Source organism: Alistipes sp. ZOR0009 (genome assembly GCF_000798815.1).
Lineage (GTDB): Bacteria > Bacteroidota > Bacteroidia > Bacteroidales > ZOR0009 > Acetobacteroides.
In genome coordinates this window covers 1-24,045 of the sequence record NZ_JTLD01000060.1, presented here as the reverse complement: position 1 = coordinate 24,045, position 24,045 = coordinate 1, and the positions used below count along the sequence as shown (strand labels likewise).

Annotated in this window: 26 protein-coding genes; 14 read left to right on the top strand and 12 right to left on the bottom strand. The window is 41.0% G+C overall.

The genetic code is table 11. The features are described 5' to 3' along the window. The 5 genes from L990_RS20235 to L990_RS15185 form a co-directional block, all read left to right on the top strand. A partial coding sequence (locus tag L990_RS20235) for a hypothetical protein (protein ID WP_047451126.1) occupies positions 1–275 on the top strand: 275 nt, incomplete at its 5' end. Positions 276–457: 182 nt separating this feature from the next. Beyond that, a complete protein-coding gene (locus tag L990_RS15200) occupies positions 458–955 on the top strand; it encodes a CsgE family curli-type amyloid fiber assembly protein (RefSeq protein ID WP_047451124.1) in 498 nt (165 codons plus the stop codon). An 11-nt stretch (positions 956–966) separates the two neighbouring features. Then, positions 967–1,386 (top strand): curli assembly protein CsgF, encoded by a 420-nt coding sequence (locus L990_RS15195; RefSeq protein WP_047451122.1) that lies wholly within the window; start codon positions 967–969, stop codon positions 1,384–1,386. Between the two features lie 11 nt (positions 1,387–1,397). Beyond that, a complete protein-coding gene (locus L990_RS15190) occupies positions 1,398–2,777 on the top strand; it encodes a CsgG/HfaB family protein (RefSeq protein WP_047451120.1) in 1,380 nt (459 codons plus the stop codon). Between the two features lie 18 nt (positions 2,778–2,795). Further along, positions 2,796–4,307, top strand: a complete 1,512-nt coding sequence (locus L990_RS15185; protein ID WP_047451119.1) for a carboxypeptidase-like regulatory domain-containing protein — start codon at positions 2,796–2,798, stop codon at positions 4,305–4,307. A 53-nt stretch (positions 4,308–4,360) separates the two neighbouring features. Here the strand turns inward: L990_RS15185 and L990_RS20570 are convergent, their stop codons facing one another. Then, complete coding sequence (locus L990_RS20570) at positions 4,361–5,362, bottom strand: LuxR C-terminal-related transcriptional regulator (RefSeq protein WP_052181069.1); 1,002 nt, start codon at positions 5,360–5,362, stop codon at positions 4,361–4,363. A gap of 367 nt (positions 5,363–5,729) precedes the next feature. On the opposite strand from L990_RS20570, the gene L990_RS15175 reads away from it, so the two are divergent. Both L990_RS15175 and gltA read left to right on the top strand, forming a co-directional pair. Further along, on the top strand, positions 5,730–6,608 hold the full coding sequence (locus L990_RS15175; protein ID WP_047451118.1) for a sulfide/dihydroorotate dehydrogenase-like FAD/NAD-binding protein: 879 nt from the start codon (positions 5,730–5,732) through the stop codon (positions 6,606–6,608). Between the two features lie 11 nt (positions 6,609–6,619). Next, on the top strand, positions 6,620–8,011 hold the full coding sequence (gene gltA, locus L990_RS15170; protein WP_047451115.1) for an NADPH-dependent glutamate synthase: 1,392 nt from the start codon (positions 6,620–6,622) through the stop codon (positions 8,009–8,011). Positions 8,012–8,049: 38 nt separating this feature from the next. Here the strand turns inward: gltA and L990_RS15165 are convergent, their stop codons facing one another. Continuing rightward, positions 8,050–8,853, bottom strand: coding sequence for a CPBP family intramembrane glutamic endopeptidase (locus L990_RS15165; RefSeq protein WP_197057306.1), 804 nt, complete (start codon positions 8,851–8,853; stop codon positions 8,050–8,052). A 100-nt stretch (positions 8,854–8,953) separates the two neighbouring features. After that, on the bottom strand, positions 8,954–10,162 hold the full coding sequence (locus L990_RS15160) for a uracil-xanthine permease family protein (protein WP_047451112.1): 1,209 nt from the start codon (positions 10,160–10,162) through the stop codon (positions 8,954–8,956). Positions 10,163–10,318: 156 nt separating this feature from the next. On the opposite strand from L990_RS15160, the gene L990_RS15155 reads away from it, so the two are divergent. Both L990_RS15155 and L990_RS15150 read left to right on the top strand, forming a co-directional pair. Next, positions 10,319–11,329, top strand: a complete 1,011-nt coding sequence (locus L990_RS15155) for a dihydroorotate dehydrogenase-like protein (RefSeq protein ID WP_047451110.1) — start codon at positions 10,319–10,321, stop codon at positions 11,327–11,329. An 84-nt stretch (positions 11,330–11,413) separates the two neighbouring features. Continuing rightward, the gene (locus L990_RS15150; RefSeq protein WP_047451108.1) at positions 11,414–12,760 is read left to right on the top strand and encodes a deoxyribodipyrimidine photo-lyase; all 1,347 of its coding nucleotides are present in this window, start codon (positions 11,414–11,416) and stop codon (positions 12,758–12,760) included. Positions 12,761–12,854: 94 nt separating this feature from the next. Here the strand turns inward: L990_RS15150 and L990_RS20095 are convergent, their stop codons facing one another. Continuing rightward, positions 12,855–13,001: a hypothetical protein gene (locus L990_RS20095; RefSeq protein WP_156121627.1), complete on the bottom strand. Its 147-nt coding sequence runs from the start codon at positions 12,999–13,001 to the stop codon at positions 12,855–12,857. Positions 13,002–13,286: 285 nt separating this feature from the next. Here L990_RS20095 and L990_RS15145 point away from each other — a divergent pair, with 285 nt between their 5' ends. Continuing rightward, positions 13,287–14,042 (top strand): SDR family NAD(P)-dependent oxidoreductase, encoded by a 756-nt coding sequence (locus L990_RS15145; protein WP_047451106.1) that lies wholly within the window; start codon positions 13,287–13,289, stop codon positions 14,040–14,042. Between the two features lie 547 nt (positions 14,043–14,589). Here the strand turns inward: L990_RS15145 and L990_RS15140 are convergent. Both L990_RS15140 and L990_RS15135 read right to left on the bottom strand, forming a co-directional pair. Next, on the bottom strand, positions 14,590–15,351 hold the full coding sequence (locus L990_RS15140; protein ID WP_047451103.1) for an MBL fold metallo-hydrolase: 762 nt from the start codon (positions 15,349–15,351) through the stop codon (positions 14,590–14,592). Next, positions 15,348–16,268, bottom strand: coding sequence for a bile acid:sodium symporter family protein (locus tag L990_RS15135; RefSeq protein ID WP_047451101.1), 921 nt, complete (start codon positions 16,266–16,268; stop codon positions 15,348–15,350). Before L990_RS15135 ends, L990_RS15140 begins: the two co-directional genes overlap by 4 nt. A 45-nt stretch (positions 16,269–16,313) precedes the next feature. Here L990_RS15135 and L990_RS15130 point away from each other — a divergent pair, with 45 nt between their 5' ends. Further along, positions 16,314–17,018 carry an SAM-dependent methyltransferase gene (locus tag L990_RS15130; protein WP_047451099.1) on the top strand — a complete coding sequence of 235 codons (705 nt, stop codon included), beginning with the start codon at positions 16,314–16,316 and terminating at the stop codon, positions 17,016–17,018. Between the two features lie 31 nt (positions 17,019–17,049). Here the strand turns inward: L990_RS15130 and L990_RS15125 are convergent, their stop codons facing one another. The 4 genes from L990_RS15125 to L990_RS15110 all read right to left on the bottom strand — a co-directional run bounded on the left by L990_RS15125 (position 17,050) and on the right by L990_RS15110 (position 20,433). Then, the gene (locus L990_RS15125) at positions 17,050–18,183 is read right to left on the bottom strand and encodes an FKBP-type peptidyl-prolyl cis-trans isomerase (protein WP_047451097.1); all 1,134 of its coding nucleotides are present in this window, start codon (positions 18,181–18,183) and stop codon (positions 17,050–17,052) included. Positions 18,184–18,210: 27 nt separating this feature from the next. Further along, positions 18,211–18,750 carry an FKBP-type peptidyl-prolyl cis-trans isomerase gene (locus tag L990_RS15120; protein ID WP_197057305.1) on the bottom strand — a complete coding sequence of 180 codons (540 nt, stop codon included), beginning with the start codon at positions 18,748–18,750 and terminating at the stop codon, positions 18,211–18,213. Positions 18,751–18,899: 149 nt separating this feature from the next. Then, positions 18,900–19,430, bottom strand: coding sequence for an FKBP-type peptidyl-prolyl cis-trans isomerase (locus L990_RS19405; protein ID WP_052181068.1), 531 nt, complete (start codon positions 19,428–19,430; stop codon positions 18,900–18,902). After that, positions 19,408–20,433: a DHH family phosphoesterase gene (locus tag L990_RS15110; protein WP_047451093.1), complete on the bottom strand. Its 1,026-nt coding sequence runs from the start codon at positions 20,431–20,433 to the stop codon at positions 19,408–19,410. The genes L990_RS19405 and L990_RS15110 overlap by 23 nt, the downstream gene beginning before the upstream one ends. Positions 20,434–20,521: 88 nt before the next feature. On the opposite strand from L990_RS15110, the gene ndk reads away from it, so the two are divergent. Continuing rightward, entirely contained in the window at positions 20,522–20,944 is a 423-nt protein-coding gene (gene ndk, locus L990_RS15105) for a nucleoside-diphosphate kinase (RefSeq protein ID WP_047451090.1), read from the top strand. A gap of 15 nt (positions 20,945–20,959) precedes the next feature. Here ndk and L990_RS15100 read toward each other — a convergent pair whose 3' ends face one another. Together L990_RS15100 and recF are read right to left on the bottom strand one after the other, a co-directional pair. Further along, the gene (locus L990_RS15100) at positions 20,960–21,250 is read right to left on the bottom strand and encodes a DUF721 domain-containing protein (protein ID WP_047451089.1); all 291 of its coding nucleotides are present in this window, start codon (positions 21,248–21,250) and stop codon (positions 20,960–20,962) included. 2 nt (positions 21,251–21,252) lie between these two features. Next, the gene (recF, locus tag L990_RS15095; RefSeq protein WP_047451087.1) at positions 21,253–22,359 is read right to left on the bottom strand and encodes a DNA replication/repair protein RecF; all 1,107 of its coding nucleotides are present in this window, start codon (positions 22,357–22,359) and stop codon (positions 21,253–21,255) included. A gap of 167 nt (positions 22,360–22,526) precedes the next feature. Between recF and L990_RS15090 the strand changes: the two genes are divergently transcribed. Both L990_RS15090 and ribH read left to right on the top strand, forming a co-directional pair. After that, positions 22,527–23,219 carry a tetratricopeptide repeat protein gene (locus tag L990_RS15090; RefSeq protein WP_047451085.1) on the top strand — a complete coding sequence of 231 codons (693 nt, stop codon included), beginning with the start codon at positions 22,527–22,529 and terminating at the stop codon, positions 23,217–23,219. An 85-nt stretch (positions 23,220–23,304) separates the two neighbouring features. Further along, positions 23,305–23,817, top strand: coding sequence for a 6,7-dimethyl-8-ribityllumazine synthase (ribH, locus tag L990_RS15085; RefSeq protein WP_047451083.1), 513 nt, complete (start codon positions 23,305–23,307; stop codon positions 23,815–23,817). The last annotated feature ends 228 nt before the right edge of the window (positions 23,818–24,045 follow it).

Genomic DNA, 24,045 nt, shown 5'->3' with positions numbered 1-24,045 from the left:
ACGGCGAAGCAAAGATCTCTCAAGTTGGCTTTGGCAACTCGGTAGCTTACTACGGCAAGGGTATCTGCAAGAACTGTCCAACCGAACCAGCTACCTTTAAGGGCGACGACCTATACGTATCGCAAGTTGGCGTAGGCAACAAGCTTAGCCTAAAGAGCGAAACCTTTGGCAGCAACGTAACGGTAGTTCAGATGGGTTACCAAAACTATGGCACCATCATTCAAACCAGCGCCGGACATCATAACAACGGCTGCGGAAACTGCGGTGACAACTAAAAATATTAATGGCTAATACTACATCCCCTTAATAGGACTAATCATTGTCTTATTTTCAAACTGAGCCCTGAATGTAGCGAATACATTCAGGGTTTTGGTGTAAAATAAACCATCAAAAAAATAAACATAATACACTTAAAAACAGTTTATATAATGTAGGATTACTGCAATGTTTTAAGGAAATGAGACTATACACATATATACTAGTTTGCCTACTTGCATTTCCAAGTTTGTCTGCTAAGTCTCAACAAGACACTGTAAAGTTGAAGCAAAAGAGCAGCAATACACAAACTGTGCTCCAGAATCTTGTAAAAAAGGTAACTCAACTTAAAACGGGAATCGTTGAAGATGAAATACAGGGAGGAATCATCCTAGATCAAACAAAAACTCGAAATGGAAAAGAATTTTACGACAGGTTCACCCAAACGTTTGACATCCCTGATGAAACATTTGATTACGTCATTGTTATAGAAGAAAAACCAGGAATGGGAACAACAACCCTTATATCTATAACAGTAAATGATATTGAAATATATGCAAACTATCTTCAACCAAGACAAGATCTTTTAGAGGAGTCGACAAACGATGCAGTGACCATGGCAACCGAGTTTATTAAAAATTATGCTCAAATACTGCTCGAAATGAGCAGTAAAGAACAAACTGGAACTGGAATTTTTTAAATTAACATACCATGAAAGCAATAAGAATCTGTCTATTAGCAATATTTTGCTTTGCCACCAGCCATCTTTTTGCCCAACAGTTCGTCTTTGGATTTACAAATCCATCTTTCGGAGGTAATCCTCTAAACGCAAGTTGGCTACTACAATCAGCTCAAGCACAATCGGATTATCAACAAAAAAACAGCAATGGCAATGCCTCCAACGCAACATCCCTCGAAGATTTTGCAACAAACCTAAACAATCAAATTTTATATAGCCTTGCCAATGCCATCATACAAAAACAATTTGGGAATACGGATAAGTTAAAAGAAGGGCTTTACAATGTAGGACAATTTCGAATAAATATTGGATCTGGAGCAAATGGATTGATTGTTACCATTTTTGATAATTCAACAGGAAATCAAACCCAAATAACTATTCCAAACTATTAAAACAAAAAAAGATGCAAACCAACTCTAAAACTAAATATGTTTTATTGGGAATCATGCTTCTAATGATAGCAGGGTGTTCCAAATACATGGCCCAACCCTACAAGCCCGAACGAGCTAGATTGGGACCGGAAACTCCAATGAAACAAACCTTGACAAATTTACCTGCTCCAAAAGAAAAAATAGTTGCAGCAGTCTACAAATTTCGCGACCAAACAGGCCAATATAAAATGGCAGAAGGAGGAAGTAACTGGTCAACTGCTGTAACACAAGGAGCAACTACAATTCTTATACGTGCTCTCGAGCAATCTGGATGGTTTCTTCCTATCGAAAGAGAAAATATCAACAATCTTCTAAACGAGAGAAAGATAATCAGATCAAGTAAGGCTCAATACGAAGGCAAAGAAACGGACTTACCTCCTCTCCTCTTTGCTGGAGTTATACTAGAAGGTGGCATCATTTCCTATGAAACAAATCTTCTTACAGGAGGTCTAGGAGCTCGTTACTTTGGAATTGGAGGAAATACTCAATACCGAATGGATCGAGTAACTGTCTATTTAAGAGCAGTATCATCTACGAGTGGTGCTATACTGAAAACTGTATACACATCCAAAACACTTCTTTCTCAAGAAATAAAAGCAAATGTTTACCGATATGTAAGTCTTACTAAACTTCTTGAAGGTGAAATAGGCTTTACCTACAATGAGCCATCCGAATTATGCGTAACAGAAGCAATAGAAAAAGCAGTACAGTCAATTATCATAGAAGGTATCAAGGAAAAATACTGGCAGTTAAATAATCCCAAAGACACCTTGAGTCCTGCAATCGCCAACTACGCACTCGAAAAGCGGATTAATGAAACAATGGACGTTTTTGGGAATGATATTTCAAATCCACAACAAACAGGAGGGCAATACCGAATAGGCCTATCTTCGGGAATTCAGCAGTATGACGGAGACTATGGTTATGGAGAATGGAGACCATTTGTTTTATTAAACTCAGACATTTCGATTAACAAATTCCTTTCTTTTGGCCAAAACATTGGCTACCAGTACATGTTTGTAAAAAAAGGGTTTTACAATGAGCTATTAGATGCATCATTAGACCTTAAACTAATAGTATACCCCTACCACAAAATGTCGCCAATTTTAGTAGTTAGAGGAGGTAGCTGTTTCTCTATTAGTCCTAACAAATCAAATAATGGGAAGAACATCTACCCCTACATAGGAGGTGATTTAGGCATCAAGTACAGGATATCACCAAAATTCAGTCTAAATCTATCAGGTTTTTATAATTACATGCTCACAGATAAAATAGACAATGTAAAATATGGAAACCTAAACGATCAATACTGGGGTGTTAAAGTCGGATTTTTTTATCATTTTGGATTCTAACCACAAAAAGCAAGAAAAATGAAAACAAAAATTATAGCAATACTAGGCCTTGCATCGCTAGTTTTTGAATTAGCGGCCTGCCAAAAAGACCCTTTTACATTGTACCAATATGGGCAAATAAGTGGGATTGTTATTGATGGAAAAACGCAAAAACCTCTTGCAGGGGTAACAATTGCGACCAATCCTGGGAGTGCAACAACTGTAACCAACCAAAAAGGAGAGTATACACTAACAGACGTAAAGGTTGGAACCGTCACTATCACTGGCGACAAATACAGCTATACACAATACTCTTCCCAGATAACAGTGACTGAGAATAAAACAACGACTGCATCTTTCGCCATGCTACCGTCATCAACATCAGTTGGAACAGTAACGTTAACATCGTCCCTTCCTGATAGTAATGCCGTAGGTATAAAGAGCATAGTTACATTATCATGGAAGAGCAAAAGAGAAGCCCCTATAGATACGGTAACCTACCAAGTTTCCATAATAAAAGATGGGACAAACATCCAAAAAATATACACAGGAATTAAAGATACGCTCTTGCAGATAAAAGGGTTAGATTTTAACTCAAAATACTACTGGAAAGTTTCAGCAGTATACAACAAACAAGAAGTTGCAGCAAGCAGCGTATGGCCATTTACGACCATGCAAAAACCGAATGTGGCAATTTTTTTTTCAAGAAGTTCGGCTAACGGACTATCAGAAATCATCGCTGCTGATCCAGACATGACCTACGAAGAAGAAATAACAACCAACTACCTTCCAACCGCATTTGCACCAATAGGTTACAAAAACAGCAACAACATACTATTTACTTCCTACGAAAATAATATTCCATACGTGTTTACAATTAGAAAAGATGGAACAGGAGCTATGAGAGTGTCTCAACGCCCCAACATGTCTAACTATTCAGTTGGTAACGGGTACTCGTTTTATGACCATGGAAATAAATTTATCTATACCAACATGGATGGGCTTTATGCTGCCAATATTGATGGAACAAACGAAGTAAAATTGGCAACAGCGCCCACAAATCGCCATTTTACAAATGTTGACTGGTGCCCTGAAACTGGAAAAATAGTGGTTCGTACTGTCGGACCAATGCCTTATCAATCCGAATTTTACATCATGAATAATGACGGATCTGACATGCAACTTTTAATTGGTGGGATTTCTGGAATGCTCGAATCACCTGCTTTTTCACCTAACGGAAAGTATTTAGTTTATACGCAAGATATATCTGGGAATTTAAGCATCAATGGAGAAAAAATACAATCCCACATCTTCTTAAAAGATCTGCAAAATCCGACCTCAACAGATACCGATATTTCCGCTGCAAATAACAACCAAACCAATGGACAAAATGATCTATATCCCCGTTTTGCTCCAGATAATCGCCAAATAATTTTTGAGAATAAATCAAATCTAAGCAAGGTTGATGGCAATATCTATACAATAGACATTTTTAATCTTGAAAGAAATCAAATAGTAACAGGAGGAACCTTCCCTTTTTGGGCCAACTAAAAAATAACCAACTACAATTACGGTTTGAGAGGCTACTTTCAAACCTTTTTTATTTAAACGTCTACATACTTGTTTTTAATTGCAAATATTACCAACTCGATAATATTTTTAGCACCCGTTTTTTCCATTAGATTGGCTCTATATTTCTCAACTGTTTTCTCTGATATAAAGAGTTTATCTGCAATAAGCTTCATTGGTAGCCCCAAAATAGATAGTTCTAAAACTTCCTGCTGGCGCTTTGTAAACTTGATACGATTGCCCACCAACTCATTTCCATTTCTACTTGAAGTTAAATGCCGTTTTTCAACATCAGAATTCGCGCTACTTTTGTCCAAACAGTCATTATTAAAAACCATCAAAACGCAACGTTTTGCGAAAATCGCATTTAGATTACTTAAAACGATGTTATATTTTTCTTCTACCCCATTAACAGCTATGTAGTGAGAAAAGGATTCTTGCCCATCGTAATTCGCAAAAACTTTATAGGATAGCCTTACAAAAAGATCTCTATTCAACCCCAAATTTTCCCAAATTGGCTTAGTTTCGTCGATTTCAAAAGAATTGGAAAATAATTCATTTGAACTTACAACTTTAAAATCTGCATTATAAATTACAACAGGAGATGATGTTAAATCAAAAGATCTCAAAAAATCTTTTTCAGATTCACGCTTAATTCTGACATATTTTTTAATACGCCCATCAACAATTCTTTGCATATCAGCGAGGCGCAATACCTTCTCAAATACTCCATCTACTCCAATTTCGAGAGCAAACTGCAACTCTTCTTTGCTGATATTTTCAGCAATCATTACGAATGGAATATCATAGGTAAGGCTACTTTCTCTAAGAATATTAAAAAAATCAAAAGTTCTGAAATACTGATTTTCAGCATGGTAAATTATTAAATCGGGAGAGCAATCAAAGGCTTTCTGCAACCCTTCCTTGCTCGAGTTGGCAACATGGCATTCGTAGCCAAATTCGAGGATCGATTCTTTCAATGCAGTTATGTAGTCAATATCCTCACCTACGACGAGGACCATATCTTTCGCCTTCATAAGAAACGATTAAAATGGTAAGCACTTTGCTTCTTCTGCTAATAACTGACATCCGCTAATGGTTTACAGTGTGCTTATATTTCAAACACCAAACTTAACCGTGTGTTCTAAAATGGTGGGTCTTTTAAACCATCTTTTGCAATCTAATATTACAATATACATCAAAAGTTTGTAAATATCAATACCTAAACGAATTAATAATACAATCCAATGCTATGTAGCCATTTTTAACATCTTACATTCATCAGCATACACTGCAATATAAATTAGAATGATTCCATTTTGCAGTTATAGTTCATGCCTCTCAAAAGGATTTCATTTAAACAATTATTTTTGCATTAACAAAAACAAAACCAACGAGCTAACAATGTTCAAAATAACCAAGAAAACACTCCTAGCACCCAACATTTACCTCATGGATGTTTATGCACCTAGAGTTGCCAAAGCGGCTCAACCAGGTCAATTCCTAATTGTAAGAGTGCACGATAAAGGAGAACGTATACCTTTAACTATCTGTGATTACAATGCCGAACAGGGAACCGTAACTATTGTTACGCAAACGGTAGGTGCTTCTACAAACCTTATTTGCGGGAAAGAAAAAGGCGAGTTTTTCCTCGACTTTGTAGGACCTTTAGGACAACCCAGCGAATTTATTCATGAACCTGCCGAAGAATTAAAGAAAAAGCGAATTCTTTTTGTTGCAGGAGGCGTCGGAACAGCTCCTGTTTACCCTCAAGTTAAATGGCTTCACCAAAATGGTGTCGATGTTGACGTTATCGTCGGCGCTAAAAGCAAAGAACATCTAATTCTTCAAGACAAGATGTCGGCTGTTGCCAAAAACCTATACATTGCAACTGACGATGGCTCTGCAGGAACGAAAGGCCTTGTTACCGATGTTCTAAAAGATTTAGTCGAAAATCAGGACAAAAAATACGATGTAGTTGTGGCAATTGGGCCTATGATTATGATGAAGTTTGTGGCGCTGACCACAAAACCGTATGGCATAAAAACTATTGTATCGCTAAACACACTTATGGTTGACGGTACTGGAATGTGCGGAGCCTGCCGTGTTACAGTTGGCGATAAAACCTTATTTACATGCGTAGATGGCCCTGAGTTTGATGGACATCTTGTAAATTTTGAAGAGGCAATGAGACGCCAAGTTATGTACAAGTCGGCCGAAGGACAAAAACTGAGAAAACAAGAAAAAGAATCTGAAAGCGATTCATGTCGTTGCGAAAAATAGATTGAAAACATATGGCAAATAAAATACCAAGAGTCCCCGTTCGTGAGCAGGATCCCAATATTAGAAGAACAAACTTTGAGGAAGTATGCTTCGGTTACAACAAGAAAGAGGCAATGCTAGAAGCGACCAGATGCCTCAACTGTAAAAAACCTAAATGCGTTAACTCCTGTCCTGTATCAGTTAATATACCTGCTTTTATACAAGAAGTAGCCAAAGGAAACTTCGAGGAAGCAGCAAAAATTATCTCCATAGATAGCAGCCTACCCGCCGTTTGTGGCCGCGTATGTCCTCAAGAAACCCAATGTGAAGGAGACTGCATACTCGGTATAAAAGGAGAAGCAGTTGCCATTGGCAAGTTAGAGCGATTTGTTGGTGATTATGCCAATGATAACCATTTAAATTTAGCAGAAACGACCACTCCCAATGGCAAAAAAGTAGCAGTTATAGGAAGCGGACCTGCTGGATTAGCTTGCGCTACCGACCTTGCAAAAATGGGCTATGAAGTAAAGATCTTTGAGGCCTTACACCAACCTGGAGGTGTTCTTGAATATGGAATTCCCGAATTCCGGTTACCCAAAGAACGCGTTGTAAAGGCAGAAATAGACAATGTAAAAAAACTTGGAGTTAAAATTGAGACCGACGTAGTAATTGGACGTACGGTTACTATAGACCAACTAACAGAAGACGAAGGCTACCATGCAATTTTTGTTGGTTCAGGAGCAGGGCTTCCAAAATTTATGAGTATTCCAGGTGAAAATCTGAATGGTGTTGTTTCAGCCAACGAATTTCTCACTCGAAATAACCTAATGAAAGCCTACGACGAAAGTTACGACACCCCTATTTACGTAGGACAAAAAGTAGCCGTTGTTGGTGGAGGTAATGTTGCAATGGATGCTGCAAGAACAGCAGCTCGACTCGGTGCTGAAGTTACCATCGTGTACAGACGTTCCAAAGCAGAACTTCCAGCCCGAGTTGAGGAAGTGCACCATGCTGAAGAGGAAGGTATTATATTTCATCTACTAACAAACCCCACAGAGATTGTTGGTGATGAAAAAGGTTGGGTTAAATCCATTAAGTGTATAAAAATGGAACTTGGAGAACCCGATGCCTCTGGAAGAAGAAGACCTATAGAGATGCCAAATTCTGAATTCTCAGTCGATACCGATGTGGTTATTATGTCGTTAGGAACATCTCCAAATCCACTTATCTCATCAACAACACCCGGTTTAGATCTTAACAAATGGCAATGTATCATTGCTGACGAGTCTGGGAAAACAACTAGAGAAGGTGTTTTTGCTGGAGGTGACGCAGTTACAGGAGCCGCAACTGTTATTTTAGCCATGGGAGCAGGACGAACAGCTGCAAAAGCAATAGACAACTACATTAAAGAAAAGTATAAGTAACAACGAAAAAGAGAGGCTTACGCCTCTCTTTTTATCTATCACAAATTCCCTTTTTCTGTTCCTTTTAGAGTTTTATTTACTCTATAAAAACTAAAGATTACAAGCCCCAAGCCTAAAAGTAGGAAGGCAACATTTAGCGACCAACCAACTTCACTTCCAACATCATTAAGCTTATCTTCAAAAAAATAAGCACTTACATAACTGATAAAATTATTAAGAAAATGAACCAGTATTGCTGGTATTAACGAATTAGTCTTATAAAACAACCAAGCCATAAAATATCCCAACCCAAATGCAGGGATTGCCTGCCAAGGATTTAGGTGAAGTACTGCAAAGAAAAATGCAGACCAAAATAAAGCCTTTTTCACCGAATAGTTTATAAGAAAAGAGCGCAACAAGATTCCTCTACACAAAATTTCTTCCAATAAAGGAGCAGCAATACATACAGAAAGAAACGTCCAAATATTAACTTGAAAAAGGCCTTCGAAATACGTTTTTATCCAAGTTGGCATCGGAATTAATTCGGTAACAAACTGAGCAACGTAACCAAATCCTAAAACAAATAGAAGTAAGTAGGGTACAATTTGTAAATCAAACTTACCAAACAAGCTAGAAAACTTTGCATCAAACTCATGCTTCTGAATCATCAGCAATATTACTATTGCAATAACGAAAGGGACAGAGTATCCCAAAAACAAGGAAACGCCTTTATCTCCCGGTAGCAGCAATGCGAGTGTGCCGCCTATTACGGCAGAAGCCAGTATTAACAAAGCAAAAATCCCCCAAAAATTTGCTATCGTTGGAAACTTTTTTCGTTGAAAAACTTCAGATTGCAGATCCATATGCACCATTTTTTAGAATATTCAAAAATAAACCTTGAGTAAATTTAGCATAAAAAAAGAACCCGATAGAATTTCTATCAGGTTCTCTACTTTTATTTTTTTAGCGACCACTCTTCCGTTCCGGATCTGGAAGAATCAGGTTTAAGACAATGCCAACTATAGCAGCAAGACCAATTCCGGATAGCTCAAAATCCCCAATCTTTAATGCAACACCGCCAATTCCTACCGTAAGAATAAGAGCGACAATAATCTGGTTGCGAGATTTAGCAAAATCCAGCTTATCTACCACCATTGTTTTGATACCAATAGCCGCAATAATGCCAAAAAGGATAAGCATGATTCCCCCAAGCACCGCTTCGGGAATAGATTTCAAAAAGCCGTTTACCTTTCCAAAGAATGCAAATACAATTGCGGTAAATGCAGAGATTGTGAGCACGCGTGGATCAAAAACTTTTGTCAATGCAATTGCGCCCGTTACTTCGGCATAAGTTGTTGCAGGAGGGCCACCTACAAAACCAGCAACAGTGCAAGCAACACCATCACCTAACATCGTACGGTGCAGACCTGGATCTTTCACAAAATCTTTTCCAGTAACCGCGTTAATCGCATACACATCACCCACATGCTCGACTATCGGTGCCAATGCTACGGGTATTAAGTAAAGAATTGCCCCGATCGAAAACTCTGGCGTTATAAATTTTGGAAAGGAAATCCATGGAGAATTTTGGATAATTGAAAAATCGACCTGCCCCATAAACATGGCGACCACATAGCCAACTATGATGCCAATAAAAACAGGAATAAGCTTTATTAAACCACGACCATACATCAGCGCAACAATAACCCCCGAAAGAGAAATACATGCTAAAAGCCAGTTGGATGATGCCATTTTGACGCCTACGGGCGCAAGAGATACCCCTATAAGAATAATAACCGGCCCATAAACCGATGAGGGAAATAATCTTTTAACAAGATCAACACCACGCCATTTAATAAGCGCAGAAACAAGCCCGTAAACAGCACCAACAGCCACCATTCCACTTAGCGTACCTGCCAACCCATAAAGAGCCGTAGCTTTCTGAATTGGTGCTATAAAAGCGAAAGAGCTGCCCAAAAAAATAGGAACTTTACCTTTAGTGATTAGCTGAAAGATTAAAGTTCCTACTCCTGCTGTGAATAAAGCGACTGACGGGTCGAGACCGACAAGTAATGGGACCAGTACCGTAGCACCAAAGGCTACAAAAAGAAACTGAACACCAACAACGACCCTTCGCTGCGGTGATAAATCAAACTCGGCTTGCTTGCTCATTTAATAATCTGGTTAAACTAATAATTATCTGCCGATTTTGCGCTAGGACAAAAATCCAGCAAATATAGCATACCTCCTTGTATTTCCGAACAACATCCTTCAAAATACGTTTAAGAAAGCAACAATCCCCAGTAATTAACCACCAACTAGTACGACATGGCAAACTTACAAGTAAACTACCTCGGTTTAGATTTAAAAAGTCCTATCGTTATAGGAGCCAGCAACCTTAGCGACAATATCGACAGGCTAAAAAAGTTGGAAGAATCTGGTGTTGGAGCAATTGTATTTAAAACGCTCTTTGAGGAGCAAATTGAGCTAGAAGAGCTAGAGCTAGACAATGATCTTGAAGCATACAACGAGCGCCACCCCGAAATGGTCCGCATTTTCCCAGAGTTGCATCACGCAGGTCCCAGAGGCCATTTACACAAGCTAAAGAAAACAAAGCAAGCATTAACCATACCCATAATTGGAAGTTTAAACTGCATAACACCTTCTACATGGGTAGATTGGGCTATTAGAATGCAAGATACTGGAGTTGACGCGATAGAGCTAAACTTCTACTCCTCTCCTTCTCGCTTTGAGCTAACTGGTGCCGAAATTATAGAAAGCCAGCTACAAGTTGTTGCAGATGTAAAATCCAAAATAAAAATACCGCTTGCCGTTAAGCTAAGCCCATTCTACGGAAACCCGCTGGAGGTGATTGCCCGAATGGACAAGTTCGGTGTTAATGCCTTTGTCCTATTTAACCGCATGTATCAGCCCGATATCGACATTGAGGAAGAACGCATGAAGCAAACATACGTTTTTAGCCGCTCAGACGATGCAAGGTTAGCGCTTCGCTACAGCGGACTTCTCTACAATAGGATACAGGCGCAAATATCGGCAGCAACAGGAGTGGTTACCGCAGAAGAGGCTATAAAGATGCTCCTTTCGGGAGCAAACACCGTGCAGGTAGTAAGTGCAGTTTACAAAAATGGGCCCGACTACGTAAAGTCTATGCTTGCAGAAATCTCGGCTTGGATGAACTCAAAAAAATATGAAAGCATCGAAGATTTTAGAGGCAAGCTCTCCTACTCCAACCTCAAAGATCCATTTGCCTACACGCGCGCCCAGTACATCGACATTTTAATGAGATCAAGCGAGTGGATTAACCCTTGGTTTCTCTAAATTTGTAGCATTACACCAAATCGCATAGCAAAACCTATTGGACGCACCAGTAGGTTTTTGCATTCACCCTAATATCGTACAATAATGGTAGATAAACGAAGAATTTTTGTTCATAAAGCAGCAGCAAAGGTCGATGGTTGCATTATTTACCGCATGAGCAGAGATCAGCGAACCGCCGATAACTGGGCGCTTATCTACGCTCAGCAAATTGCAAAAGAGCAAGACCTCCCATTTGCAGTTGTCTTTACGCTCACCCCAACCTACCCGTTGGCCAACATTCGCCACTATGATTTTATGCTAAAAGGATTGATGGAGATAGAGCACACGCTAAATGAGCTCAACATCCCCTTCTACATTCTGCTTGACGCATCTCCATCCAACGCCCTACAAAATTTCATACAAGATAATAATGTAAGCATTGTCATCTCCGATTTTGATCCCTTAAAAATAAAGCAGCAATGGATTAAGGAGATAAACGAAATGGATGGAATTACCCATTTCGAGGTGGATGCGCACAACATCGTCCCCTGCAGGGTCGCTTCTCAAAAAGTTGAATTTGGGGCCTACACCTTACGCCCAAAAATCAAAAAAATGCTAGACGGAATGCTTACCGATTTCCCTAAGCTAGAAAAGCAGGATAAATGCTGGCCAAACGGGCTGCATCCCATCGCTTGGGACAAGATTTACCAGCAGCTTTCGGTAGACAGGCTAGTTACTCCCATAGGCTGGCTTACACCAGGCGAAAGTGCTGCCACCCGGCTACTATCTGACTTTATTAACAGTAAGCTAATCGGCTACAACGAAAAAAGGAACAACCCCACCCTAAAATGGCAATCCAACCTCTCTCCCTACCTTCATTTCGGGCAAATAAGCGCCCAACGCATAGCCTTAGAGGTAATAAAAAGACACGCCTCCTCTCCCGATACTGAAGCCTTTCTGGAAGAGCTTATAGTTCGGCGCGAACTTTCCGACAACTTCTGCTTTTACAATCCAAGCTACGACACCCCAGCCGGCTTTCCCGAATGGGCTCAAAAAGATGCAGAGCTGCATCGGTTAGATGAACGAGAATACTTATACACAAGAAATCAGCTTGAAAATTACCAAACACACGATCCACTTTGGAATGCAGCCCAAAAGGAGATGGTAGTACACGGCAAAATGCACGGCTACATGCGCATGTACTGGGCAAAAAAGTTGCTAGAGTGGACCCCCTCTGCCGAAGAAGCGATGCAAACAGCCATCTACCTAAACGACAAATACTCGTTGGATGGGCGCGACCCTAACGGATATGCAGGAATAGCGTGGAGTATTGGAGGCGTACACGACAGGGCTTGGTTTCCGCGCCCAATTTTTGGTAAAATACGCTACATGAACTACAACGGGTGCAAATCGAAGTTCGACGTTAACGCCTACATCCATGCGATAAAATAATGAGACGAAAAAGTCTGGGGGGTACCAACCTGCCAGACTTAGAACAAATTTAATGCAATGTTATTGCCAAGCGTTATAAACTAAAAGCATAAAGCTATATGAAGCGGCTGTAAACTACGTATACAATGGCAAAAGCAATACCCACTGCCATGGCAAGCATAAACAACCTAGCCAATCGTTCCGTTACGGTAGCCTTCTTCTTGGCCACCTTCTTTTTTCCATGTTGCACCTTAGTTGTCATACAAATATTTTATTAAGTAAGCTAAAAAGCGAATGCATCAACAGCCCTAATTTAACAATTTTATTAATACAGCTAATTTTTACTTAAACAATTTTTCTTCCTCGCAAAGAAATTTTCATTTCAACTTTTGATTGTACATTTCGGATAGCAAACCCAAGCTCGTATAGCGCGACAACGCTAAAGCTTTTGTTTCGCCCTCCTTTTATCCATAAGTATTTACCAAGCGAAAATGCGACACCTCGTAATAGAAGCATTACAGGCGCTTAACAGTAAACCATATAAAAAATGAATAAAATTGCACTAGTAACCGGAGGCAGCCGTAGTATAGGACGAGATATCGCCCTGAGCATTGCCAAAAACAACAACCACGTTGTAATAACCTACAATACCAGCAAAGATGCTGCAGAAGTGGTCGTGAAAGAGATCGAAGCGCTCGGACAGCAGGCCATTGCCCTGCAGCTAGACACCAGCAAGGTGGATAACACCCAAAACTTTGTGCACGAGTTTACCAAGGCAATTCGGGAGAAGTGGAACGCCACCCATTTCGACTACCAGATAAATAATGCTGGAATTGGGGCTTCTATTAACATTGCTGATGTTACCGAAGATGATTTTGACAAGATGATGAACGTTCACTTCAAGTCCAACTTCTTTTTAACCCAAAAGCTGCTTCCGCTGCTCAACAACAACGGAAGAGTGGTAAACATAACCTCCGGCGCCACACGTAGTTGGGTACCCGGATACGCCGTTTACGCATCGGCCAAAAGCGCCCTCGATACCTTTACCAAATACCTGGCAATGGAGGTTGGTAGCAGGGGGATTACCGTAAACTCGGTGTCTCCTGGGCCTATTCAGACTGATTTTAACGGAGCAATCATCCGCAACACGCCTGCCTTGCAAGATTTTGTAAAGAAGCAGAACCCGCTAGGCCGAGTGGGCATGGCCAACGATATCGGTGGCGTTGTAGCCTTCCTTTGTACCGACGAAGCACGCTGGATTAACGGACAGCGTATTGAAGTATCGGGAGGGATGGCACTTTAGTTCCTCTCTACGCAAAAAAACAGCAAACGAGCCTTGCCAACCGCAGGCTCGTTTTCATATTTGTTACAACCGAATAACCAACCGTTTTCTAATTTCCCCCAGCGCATAACTGAGCCCGTATCTTGCCATATATTTTACACATACCACAACATTAACAAAAACAGGTAGTGAAAACGCCAAAAAAACGCCACTTCTTTCACGAATGAAGCAATATTTTCGTGTATATCGCAATATATTTTTGTATACCGTTAAATATTTTACAAAATGCGCAATATATTTTTATATATCGCGATATATAAAAACATAACGTTAAATATTTTATACAATGTGTAATATTCGCGCAAAACATTGCAGTTCCTACGTAAATGTCGCTGCATACTCGTGCAATGGTGCCTAATTTGCGACAAAAGGGGCGGTATACAGCCAAATGTTGCCCCATCCCCAACGTGCCAGCCCTATTCCCTGCCTATTTCTCTATTTTACTGGCGAATGCTCTCGGTATCGCATTGTAACGAATGAAAAAAGCAGCAGAAGTTGAATACCTCGGCTATATATCTACCATTAGTCCATCGTAGGCTAAAAATACGTTCTTCGGAAGCTCCTTTACGACCTCTTGGTAGCGCCCCATCTGATGGGAGATGTGGGTTAGGTAGGTAGCTTGAGGCTTTATCTCGGCAGCTAGCGCCAGCGCCTCCGAAAGCGTAAAGTGCGAAATGTGCGCCTCGCGCCTAAGCGCGTTTAGCACCAATACTTTCGTTCCAAGTAGCTTTTCCTTCTCCCTGCTATCTATTGCATTCGCGTCGGTAATGTAGGTAAAGTCACCTATCCGAAACCCTAGGATAGGAAGCCGGTAATGCTGCACCTTTATGGGAACTACGCCCACATTTTTGACAAAGAAGGCATCACCATCCAACGGATGCAGCCGCATTTGAGGCACACCCGGGTAGGGGTTGTCAGAAAACACGTAAGAAAACTCCACCTTCAGGTGGTTAAGCACCCGCTGCTGCGCGTAAATGTCCATTGGACGACCGAGGATGTAGTTAAACGCCCGTACGTCGTCCAATCCGGCCACATGGTCCTTATGCTCGTGCGTAAGAAGGATGGCATCGAGATCGGTAACCTGCTCGCGAAGCATCTGCTGCCGAAAATCGGGGCCAGCATCGACCAAAATCGTAGTACCATCAACCTCCACCAATACTGACGAGCGCAACCGCTTATCGTGGGGATCAGCGCTTTCGCAAACCTCGCACTTGCACGCAATAATGGGTACCCCTTGCGAGGTGCCTGTTCCTAGAAATGTTACCTTCAACTTGCTTTCCGTTTTAATTCCTCTCGTAACGACAAAAATAGCAGATAAACCAATACAACCACCGCCAACACGGCAGAAGGTACTGCCGACTCCTGTCCAAATAGCGAAATGGAGGTAAATACGGAAAATCCGCTGCTCTTTATCGTAGCTAGCAGGTTCTGGGAGATGGCCATGGGCCTGTTTTGGTAGATTCGCTCGTAAAAGTACTGGTACACCATGCCCAGAACGAAAGTGGCGGCAACAAGCACGGCAGATACGGCCAAAAGAACCGACGGATTCGAAAAAAAGACCTCGCGGTTAAGGCCTACGGCAACAAATATCAGGAAGGCAAAGCTCCAGTCTATAATACCGCCTCTAACACGCTCCACTTTTTCAAGAATTTTTGACCATCGGAGCAACCTAGATATCAGAAAAGGAATAGCGACCAGCTGCACCATCAAAACAACCAGCGAAACGGGGTTTACCCCTCCGCTACCCGCAAAAATGTAGATAAGGGCTGGGGCCAAAACGATGGAGGCAAAGAATGCTCCAATCACCCCAACTATTGCATACCGAATATCCCCCCTTAAAATAGAAGCAAACGGAATTATAGCTACACCTGGCGGCGTTGCCGCCACCACCACAAACCCATAATAAAGCGATTGGTTGGGCATCAGGAGGTAAGCAAGACCAATAACTATCAGCCCAAAAAGGATGTAGTTAAGGAAGGCTCCGTAAGCCAAAGGTGCCACAACACTCCTAAACGGACGTAGCGAATTGAAAGGAAGCGCCGTCATGGCAAAAGTCATAGAAAGTCCGAGGGCAAGAACGTTAAGCCAGCTAACGCTATGAGCATAATCGCCGTAGATCAACCCCAAAATCACCGCTAAAACCAGTATAGAATTTCTATTTCTGACTACTGAAAGAATAATACCCATCGGTTGTACCTATAATTGATGTAAATTTGCCAAAAAGAACAGCCAATGTCTGCAATTGTTTACCTTATCCCAACAACACTGGGAGATACCCCGATCGATTCCGTAATTCCACAGCAGGTTAAGGATGTCGTTATGCAAACCAAACACTTTATTGTGGAGGATATACGAACGGCACGTCGCTTTATCAGCAAGCTTAAACTGGGTATCGAAATTGACTCGCTAACCTTCTACGAGCTCAACGAGCACACCCCCCTTACCGATGTAAGAGGCATGCTAAAACCAGCACAAGAGGGGTTAGACATCGGTATTATCTCAGAAGCAGGAGTTCCTGGTGTTGCCGACCCGGGTGCCGATGCGGTTGCCGTAGCCCACCAGCTTGGAATTAAGGTGGTGCCTCTTGTAGGCCCATCGTCGATCCTACTTTCACTAATGGCTTCGGGGTTAAACGGACAAAACTTTGCCTTTTTAGGCTACCTTCCCATTAAGCCAAACGAGCGCGGAAAAGCCATAAAAAACCTTGAGCAGCGCTCGCAAAAGGAGAGCCAAACTCAAATATTTATAGAAACCCCCTACCGAAACGCCAGCCTCCTAAAGGACATACTACAGGTATGCCACCCCGAAACAAGGCTATGTATTGCCGCTGACATCACCTGCGAAACGGAGTTTATTGCTACAAAAAAAATCGGAGACTGGCGCAAGCAAGTCCCCGATATTCATAAACGGCCTACCGTTTTTCTAATACTATCGTAAAAAAGGCTGCAACTTGCAGCCTTTTTCTTTTTTATGTCGTTGTCTTTTTTGTGTTGGTAACTTTTACAACCTTGATGTAAAAGCGAAGAGGCGCATAAGGTGCAATGGAAGGTTTATGGTCGGTAGAACTTCGTCCTGGTGCTCCATATACATATTTAGAAGTCATCACCACATTTACTTCAGAATTTTTAGTCATTTTTTTAATAGCAAGACTAAAACCTTCGGTCATCGAGCCTCCAGATCCTGCAGCGACCACACTACCATCATCCTTAATCTCCAAATTTAGCGTATCCGATTTTTGAAGAACTCCATTAGACAAACCATAATTAACTAAATATGGATAAAAAGATTTACCAACCTCCTCGATATTGGTATCGAAGCAGTAGGGTCGCTGGTTGCTATTAAAGAACAAATTCCCTGCTTTATATATCATCTCATCTAAAAAGTATCCTGCATAAAATACGCCTATCTTAGTACCTTTTCCTATAGTATCTTCAAGAGCCGTACTTCCCTTTACAAGTTCCTTCAAGTAAATCTTTTTATCCTTAATATCTACGAAACCAGGGTTAGCCTTTACATAGCTATCCACCTTTAACGAGTCGGTAACAAGAGGTTTCGAAACAACCTTTACTAACTCGAGGTTAAACTTAACGGGATAGTTAGGAAGAACGCTCACATTAGGCAACAGAGCCATTTGTCCAAACTTGATGGCACCATACGAACCAAAGCCAACATAGGAAGGCATTAGTATCTTCACCTTTTCGCCCTCTTTCATGGTAAGCAGCGCCTCTCTGATTCCCTGTGGCATCGCCCCTGACATAAATAGGAAGTCCGGAACAATATGAAAGAAGTTTAAACTATATCCGAGTTTACTTACAACAGCCGTATCCGTAGTCTGAAAGTAGTTGCCATCCAACGTTTCACCTGTAAGCTTTAGCTCTACCCAATCTGTCAAAGTTGGAGTAGCACCAGAAGCCACAGCATCTGTTTTTATGATGTATAAGCCAGACTCCGTCTTTTTGCCTTGCCACTCGGGATGCTGCTTTACATACGCATCTACAATTCTATCTTCAAGAACATTCTGAGAGACAGTAGACTCTTGCGCACAAGAAAAAGCCCCAAATGCAAGGGCTACTAACGCTAATACTTTAATGCTATTTTGCATAGAGCAATATTATATTCTACTTTAAACTTACTTTTTTTCAACCTTATGAATATAAACCCGAACACCAAGAGGAGTATCAGGAGGAATAGTTCCCATAGAGCTAGAACCATATCCATAAATGGATGGAAACATAATAAATGCATTATCCCCCTCATAAAGGTATCTTAGTCCCGTGTCAAATCCTTTAAATAAGCCGCTACTACCAACCACTACGGTGATAGGAACATAGTCTGCCACCTCTTTAAGTCCATTTAAGGCTGCTACCGACTTTATGTTTGTAGCATACACGCGCGCATTTGTCGAAGACTCGATACTGGTTAAAACATACGAGAGGGTTACCTTGTCACCCGCCTCTATTTTCACGCCAGAGCCCTTTACAAAACGGTAATAGCGGTAGTCAACCTCTACTTTGACACTATCCTTCAACTTTTTTGTAGCGATGTACGAATCCATCAGCTGCAGTTGGCTTTCCAGAGAACGAGATACCGTCTCCTTTTGGCACGACTGCAAAAGGAAAGCCGAAATCAAACATCCAAAGAATAAACCAGTATGCGAAAATAATCTCATCAACATTTTTTTTGGTAACTGCTGATTAGCTTATAGCTCTAATTTTGGTTCCCAAATGTAGGAATATTCTTCATAAATCATTCCGTCTTGCATTTAAGAACGATAAAATTACCTAATATAAACAGCAAATCGAGCCTTTTTATTGTGCCCTACTCAACACTTTTTATTTTGATATGGTAAACAAGGGTAGCACGAGAAGGAATCTTATCACCATCACCGATCAGGCCGTATGCCAAATGCGGTGGAAATATAAAAATTGCGCTATCTCCTTCCCTCAACTTCTTCAGTCCATCATGCAGCCCCGAGATTCCGGCCGACTTATCTACAACGATTTGCCCAAGCTCATTATTCGAAGAATCGAGCATAGTACCATCAATTGCATTTATCTTATAATCAAAAAGAACAACACTTCCTTTTTTTATAGATTTCCCCTGCGATTGCTTACCCAAAAATCCATAGTAGTACCCCAAGTCAGAAAACGACATGGTAAGTTCGTGCCTATGCACGTAACTTTTTATGATTTCCATGTCCTTTTTAATAAGGTAACGATTGGCACGAAGCATCTTATCGCCATCCATATTTAGGCGATGTTTCGGTACAACATACCCCTCTTCTCTCCCATTACCACAGGCTACAAGCAGCATCGAAAAGACAATGCTAAATGCTTTTACAAATTTCATCAGCATTATCCCTTACGCAAATTTCGAAATACTTAAGAAGTTCGGGCATCTTCATGCTCATTCTTCCACCCGCAGCATTCTTATGGCCGCCTCCGTAAAAATATTTTCGGGAAAAATCATTCACCGAAAATTCGCCTTTAGATCGCAACGACATTTTTACAGATCCATCCGACTGTTCGGTGAATAAAACCGAAACATTCACATCATGTATAGAAAGTGGCAGATTGACAATACCCTCCGTATCTCCAGACTTATACTTAAACTTATTCAAATCCTTTAAGGTAAGCGCAATGTATGCCGTTTTATACGACTTAAACACTACCATTTTTTCGCTAAGGCAGTATCCCATCAACCTCATACGCTCCTCCGAAAAGGTATTATACACAGTTTGATGTATTTTATCCTTATTAATCTCCAACTCCAACAAATCGGCAACAACATGAAAGGTAGTCGGATTTGAACTCGCATAGCTAAACGAGCCTGTATCGGTCATAATACCTGTATACAAGGCTTCGGCTGCGCCAACGCTTAGATGCGATCGCAGGCCAAGCTCTTTCGCAATATGGTACACCAACTCCGAAGTAGAGCTAACTGTCAAATCGGAGAACTGCAGTACAAAATCATCCTCTGGAAAAAGATGATGATCTATAAGAACTTTAGGAATGCCGAACTGCTTTACAAGTTCGCCTAATCCGTTTAGGCGGGATATCGAATTAAAATCTACGCAAAAAATAAGGTCTGTTTTGCTTAACACCTCCTCTACAAGCGGAGGATTTTGCTCGTAGTTCAAACACTGATTGGCCTCTTCCATCCATCCTAAAAATTCGGGAAAAGAATTTGGAACAACCGAATAAACCTCCTTACCTAACGCCTTCAAAAGCAACCGTAAACCAACCGAGGACCCCACCGCATCGCCATCTGGATTTGGGTGAGTTAGTATAGTTATGCAGGTTGCTCCTTCAATCAGCTTTTTTAACGCCTCTAGCTTACTATTATCAATCACTTTACAGTTTTTTTACCGGTCTAAAGATACCATTTCTTTTGGTTGCCTCGAATATTTTATACCTTTACTAGGCATTAAACAATTTAAGATGAGCGGAAAGATCACATTTACAATTATTAAACCCGACGCGGTAAGAAAAGGCTACACGGAGTCCATTTTTGATAAAATTCAAATGGAAGGTTTTCGTATTATTGCCAGAAAAGATACCCTGCTAACAAGAGAGCAAGCAGAAGATTTTTACGGAATACATAAGGGACAGCCTTTTTTCGAAAACTTGGTAAACTTTATGACATCGGGGCCAATTGTAGTTGCGGCTCTTGAAAAGAGCAATGCGGTTGAGCTGTTCCGTACGCTAATTGGAAAAACAAACCCACAAGAAGCGGCGGAAGGAACTATTCGCCGCCTATACGGAGAGACCGTATCAATCAATGCCATACATGGATCAGACTCTGACGAAAATGCTCAAAAAGAAGTTAGATTCTTCTTTTCAGAAAATGAAGTAAGCTTTTAGCCGCATAACATGCCATTAACGAACCACCATGTCGTTAATGGCATTTTCGCCCAGACGCCTATTAATTGCCTTTACCAATTCTCCTGATATTAGCTTCAGCTCGCTACGAATAATTGACGACTTCACTTCAACAAAAAGGACATTCCCCTTTACCCACATCGATCCTGTTACAGAAGCAACCTTTACACCGACAATTTCTGGCCACTCCCGCTTAATCTGGGCACTTAATAGCCCTTCTTCGAATCGCTTTTCCTTGAATATACCCTTGAGTAAATCCGCAATAGTATATGTTTTCCCGGGTTTCATACTTATATCAGTTTCTTTGTTAAGGTACTTTTTTCGACAGTAAATAGCGAAGCCTCATCCAAAAGCATGCCTAGAGCATCCTCCAGCCTATGCTTATTGCTATCCGTAATAAATATTTGTCCAAACTGATCATGCGCCACCAGCTCTATCAGCTTAGAAACCCGATGAGGGTCTAACTTATCAAAAATATCGTCAAGCAATAAAATTGGCTTCACACCAGAGGCCTGCCTCATTAATTCAAACTGAGCCAACTTGAGGGATATCAATAGCGTCTTTTGCTGCCCTTGCGATCCCATCTTTTTTGCAGAATAGCCATTCAGCTGCAAGTCAATATCGTCTCGATGTATGCCAACAGATGTGTGCTGAAGAATCCTATCCTTCTCATAGCTGGATTCCAGCAACAGCTTCATCCTTCCTTTTGATAGATGGCTTACATACCGAATGCTAGCAACCTCTTTCGACTCAGAAATTGAAGCGTAGTAGCTATCAAAAATGGGCTGCAGGTTATTTACCAACTTTTGGCGAGCCTCATATATATAGGTACCAACTTCGTCCATTTGAAAGTCGATTACATCAAGAACCTCATACGAAGACCTACTTGAGAAGTCGGACTTAAGCAGCTTATTTCTATTTGCCAGCAGCTTATTGTACTTCTGCAATGCGTTTAAATAGCTCCTATCGATTTGCGAAAGCACCATGTTCATGAAGCGCCTACGCTCATCACCAGATTCTTGAACCAAATTATTGTCGGCAGGAGAAATCTGAACCAACGGATATTGCCCAATGTGGTCGGCTATTTTATCGTACTCCTTACCATTCTTCTTGATAATTTTCCCGGCTCCATGCTTAAAACCACAGTAAATCTTATCATCGGCAGTATCTTTAGAGTATACACCATCTAGAACAAAAAATGGCTCATCATGCTTTACACACTGCGTGTCGGGAACCTGTAAACCACTCTTACACATCGACAAGAAATGAATGGCATCGAGCATGTTAGTCTTACCAACGCCATTATCACCCACAAAGCAGTTAATTTTCGGGCAGAAGTCGGCTTCGGCGTTTGCAAAATTCTTGAAGTTAACGAGGCTTATTCGTGTTAAAAACATAGGCTGCAAAGCTAATCACAAAAATGGTAAAACCTAAAAGGTAGAGCATAGTACGAGTAAAAGTAAGCACAAAATGTTGGATGACAAAAGGTGCCTAAAAATTTCCATATTATTTAAAAAGAATTACTTTTGCTAACCTAATTTTGACGAATAAACAGATTAATTATATGTCACACGAGAAACAATCGCACCAAGAAGAAAACCTTCAGGCTATTGAAGGTGCTCTAACCAAGACAGAGCAATTCATTGAAAAATACCAAAAAACATTAATCTACGGCTTTTCTGCTATTGTTATTGTTGTTGCGTTATTCTTTGGATATAAGAAACTTATTTCTCAACCAAGAGAAAAAGAAGCTCTTGCTCAAATGGCTGGTGCGCAACGCACTTTTGAGCAAGGAAACTATAAGCTTGCATTGGAAGGAAATGCGCAAGATGCAGGTTTTGCTAAAATCGTAGATGAATTTGGGTCTACCACGGCCGGAAATCTAGCCAACTTTTACGCTGGTATTTGCGAGCTAAACCTTGGCCAATTCCAAAAGGCGCTTGACTATCTAAACGACTACTCTTCCGACAATATCGTTCTAGGCCCTCTTGCTGAAGGTGCAAAAGGAGACGCTTATGTAGAGTTAAAGCAGCTAGACAAGGCCGCTAGCGCCTACGAAAAAGCAGCTAGCTTAAACAGCAACAACTTTACCACGCCAACCTTCCTATTTAAGGCTGCCGCCGTTTACGAAGAGCAAGAAAACTGGGAAAAAGCGCTAAAAATTTACGAAAACGTAAAGACAGACTACCCTCAGTCTCCAGAAGCTGGCGAAGTTGACAAGTACATTACACGTGCAAAGCTAAATCTAAACAAGTAGATTTTTTAATCCACTATAAAAGGAAGTATCAATTGCGAGATTGATACTTTTTTTTGTATCTTTTGAAATAAAATAAACTGCGATTATGGCAACAAACTTACAAAACCTATCCTCCGTAAAAGGTGAAATACCTTCGGCTAAGTCGATGAAATTTGGAGTTGTGGTGGCTGAATGGAACAGCGAAATTACAGACAAGCTTCTTGAGGGTTGTACATCCACCCTACTAAAATACGGAGCAACAGAAAAGCACATCATCGTTAAGCGAGTGCCAGGCACCTTTGAGCTAACCATAGGCGCCCAATTTATGGCAGAATACACCGAAGTTGACGCCATTATAACCCTAGGCTGTGTCATCCAAGGAGAGACCCGCCATTTCGATTTTATTTGCCAAGGTGTAACACAAGGAATCACCCAAATCAACATTAACTACAACATCCCCGTAATATTCGGAGTGCTTACCACCGAAAACCAGGAGCAGGCTCTTGACCGTTCGGGAGGAAAACACGGCAATAAAGGGGACGAAGCCGCAATCACCGCCATTAAAATGGTGGCATTGCAGAACGAGATGGAAAATCACGAAAAAATATTCAACTTTTAAGTTACTGAGGGTCAAAAGTCCATTAAAAAAGTCCGAAAAAACCTCGGACTTTTTTAATTCACCCCTTGCAGATTCGAGAATTAGCCATATCTTTGCATCGCTTTTGAAAGGAAACACACCTCCTAAAAACAAAAGCAAACGCTCTTAAAAAGAAATTGCCGGTGTAGCTCAGTTGGCCAGAGCAGCTGATTTGTAATCAGCTGGTCGGGGGTTCGAATCCCTCCACCG

Bases quoted from the DNA above. Each gene is read 5' to 3' on its own strand.
- L990_RS15200 (WP_047451124.1), top strand. From the start codon at position 458: ATGAGACTATACACATATATACTAGTTTGCCTACTTGCATTTCCAAGT.
- L990_RS15195 (WP_047451122.1), top strand. From the start codon at position 967: ATGAAAGCAATAAGAATCTGTCTATTAGCAATATTTTGCTTTGCCACC.
- L990_RS15190 (WP_047451120.1), top strand. From the start codon at position 1,398: ATGCAAACCAACTCTAAAACTAAATATGTTTTATTGGGAATCATGCTT.
- L990_RS15185 (WP_047451119.1), top strand. From the start codon at position 2,796: ATGAAAACAAAAATTATAGCAATACTAGGCCTTGCATCGCTAGTTTTT.
- L990_RS20570 (WP_052181069.1), bottom strand. From the start codon at position 5,362: ATGAAGGCGAAAGATATGGTCCTCGTCGTAGGTGAGGATATTGACTAC.
- L990_RS15175 (WP_047451118.1), top strand. From the start codon at position 5,730: ATGTTCAAAATAACCAAGAAAACACTCCTAGCACCCAACATTTACCTC.
- gltA (WP_047451115.1), top strand. From the start codon at position 6,620: ATGGCAAATAAAATACCAAGAGTCCCCGTTCGTGAGCAGGATCCCAAT.
- L990_RS15165 (WP_197057306.1), bottom strand. From the start codon at position 8,853: ATGGATCTGCAATCTGAAGTTTTTCAACGAAAAAAGTTTCCAACGATA.
- L990_RS15160 (WP_047451112.1), bottom strand. From the start codon at position 10,162: ATGAGCAAGCAAGCCGAGTTTGATTTATCACCGCAGCGAAGGGTCGTT.
- L990_RS15155 (WP_047451110.1), top strand. From the start codon at position 10,319: ATGGCAAACTTACAAGTAAACTACCTCGGTTTAGATTTAAAAAGTCCT.
- L990_RS15150 (WP_047451108.1), top strand. From the start codon at position 11,414: ATGGTAGATAAACGAAGAATTTTTGTTCATAAAGCAGCAGCAAAGGTC.
- L990_RS20095 (WP_156121627.1), bottom strand. From the start codon at position 13,001: ATGACAACTAAGGTGCAACATGGAAAAAAGAAGGTGGCCAAGAAGAAG.
- L990_RS15145 (WP_047451106.1), top strand. From the start codon at position 13,287: ATGAATAAAATTGCACTAGTAACCGGAGGCAGCCGTAGTATAGGACGA.
- L990_RS15135 (WP_047451101.1), bottom strand. From the start codon at position 16,268: ATGGGTATTATTCTTTCAGTAGTCAGAAATAGAAATTCTATACTGGTT.
- L990_RS15130 (WP_047451099.1), top strand. From the start codon at position 16,314: ATGTCTGCAATTGTTTACCTTATCCCAACAACACTGGGAGATACCCCG.
- L990_RS15125 (WP_047451097.1), bottom strand. From the start codon at position 18,183: ATGCAAAATAGCATTAAAGTATTAGCGTTAGTAGCCCTTGCATTTGGG.
- L990_RS15120 (WP_197057305.1), bottom strand. From the start codon at position 18,750: ATGAGATTATTTTCGCATACTGGTTTATTCTTTGGATGTTTGATTTCG.
- L990_RS19405 (WP_052181068.1), bottom strand. From the start codon at position 19,430: ATGAAATTTGTAAAAGCATTTAGCATTGTCTTTTCGATGCTGCTTGTA.
- ndk (WP_047451090.1), top strand. From the start codon at position 20,522: ATGAGCGGAAAGATCACATTTACAATTATTAAACCCGACGCGGTAAGA.
- L990_RS15100 (WP_047451089.1), bottom strand. From the start codon at position 21,250: ATGAAACCCGGGAAAACATATACTATTGCGGATTTACTCAAGGGTATA.
- recF (WP_047451087.1), bottom strand. From the start codon at position 22,359: ATGTTTTTAACACGAATAAGCCTCGTTAACTTCAAGAATTTTGCAAAC.
- L990_RS15090 (WP_047451085.1), top strand. From the start codon at position 22,527: ATGTCACACGAGAAACAATCGCACCAAGAAGAAAACCTTCAGGCTATT.
- ribH (WP_047451083.1), top strand. From the start codon at position 23,305: ATGGCAACAAACTTACAAAACCTATCCTCCGTAAAAGGTGAAATACCT.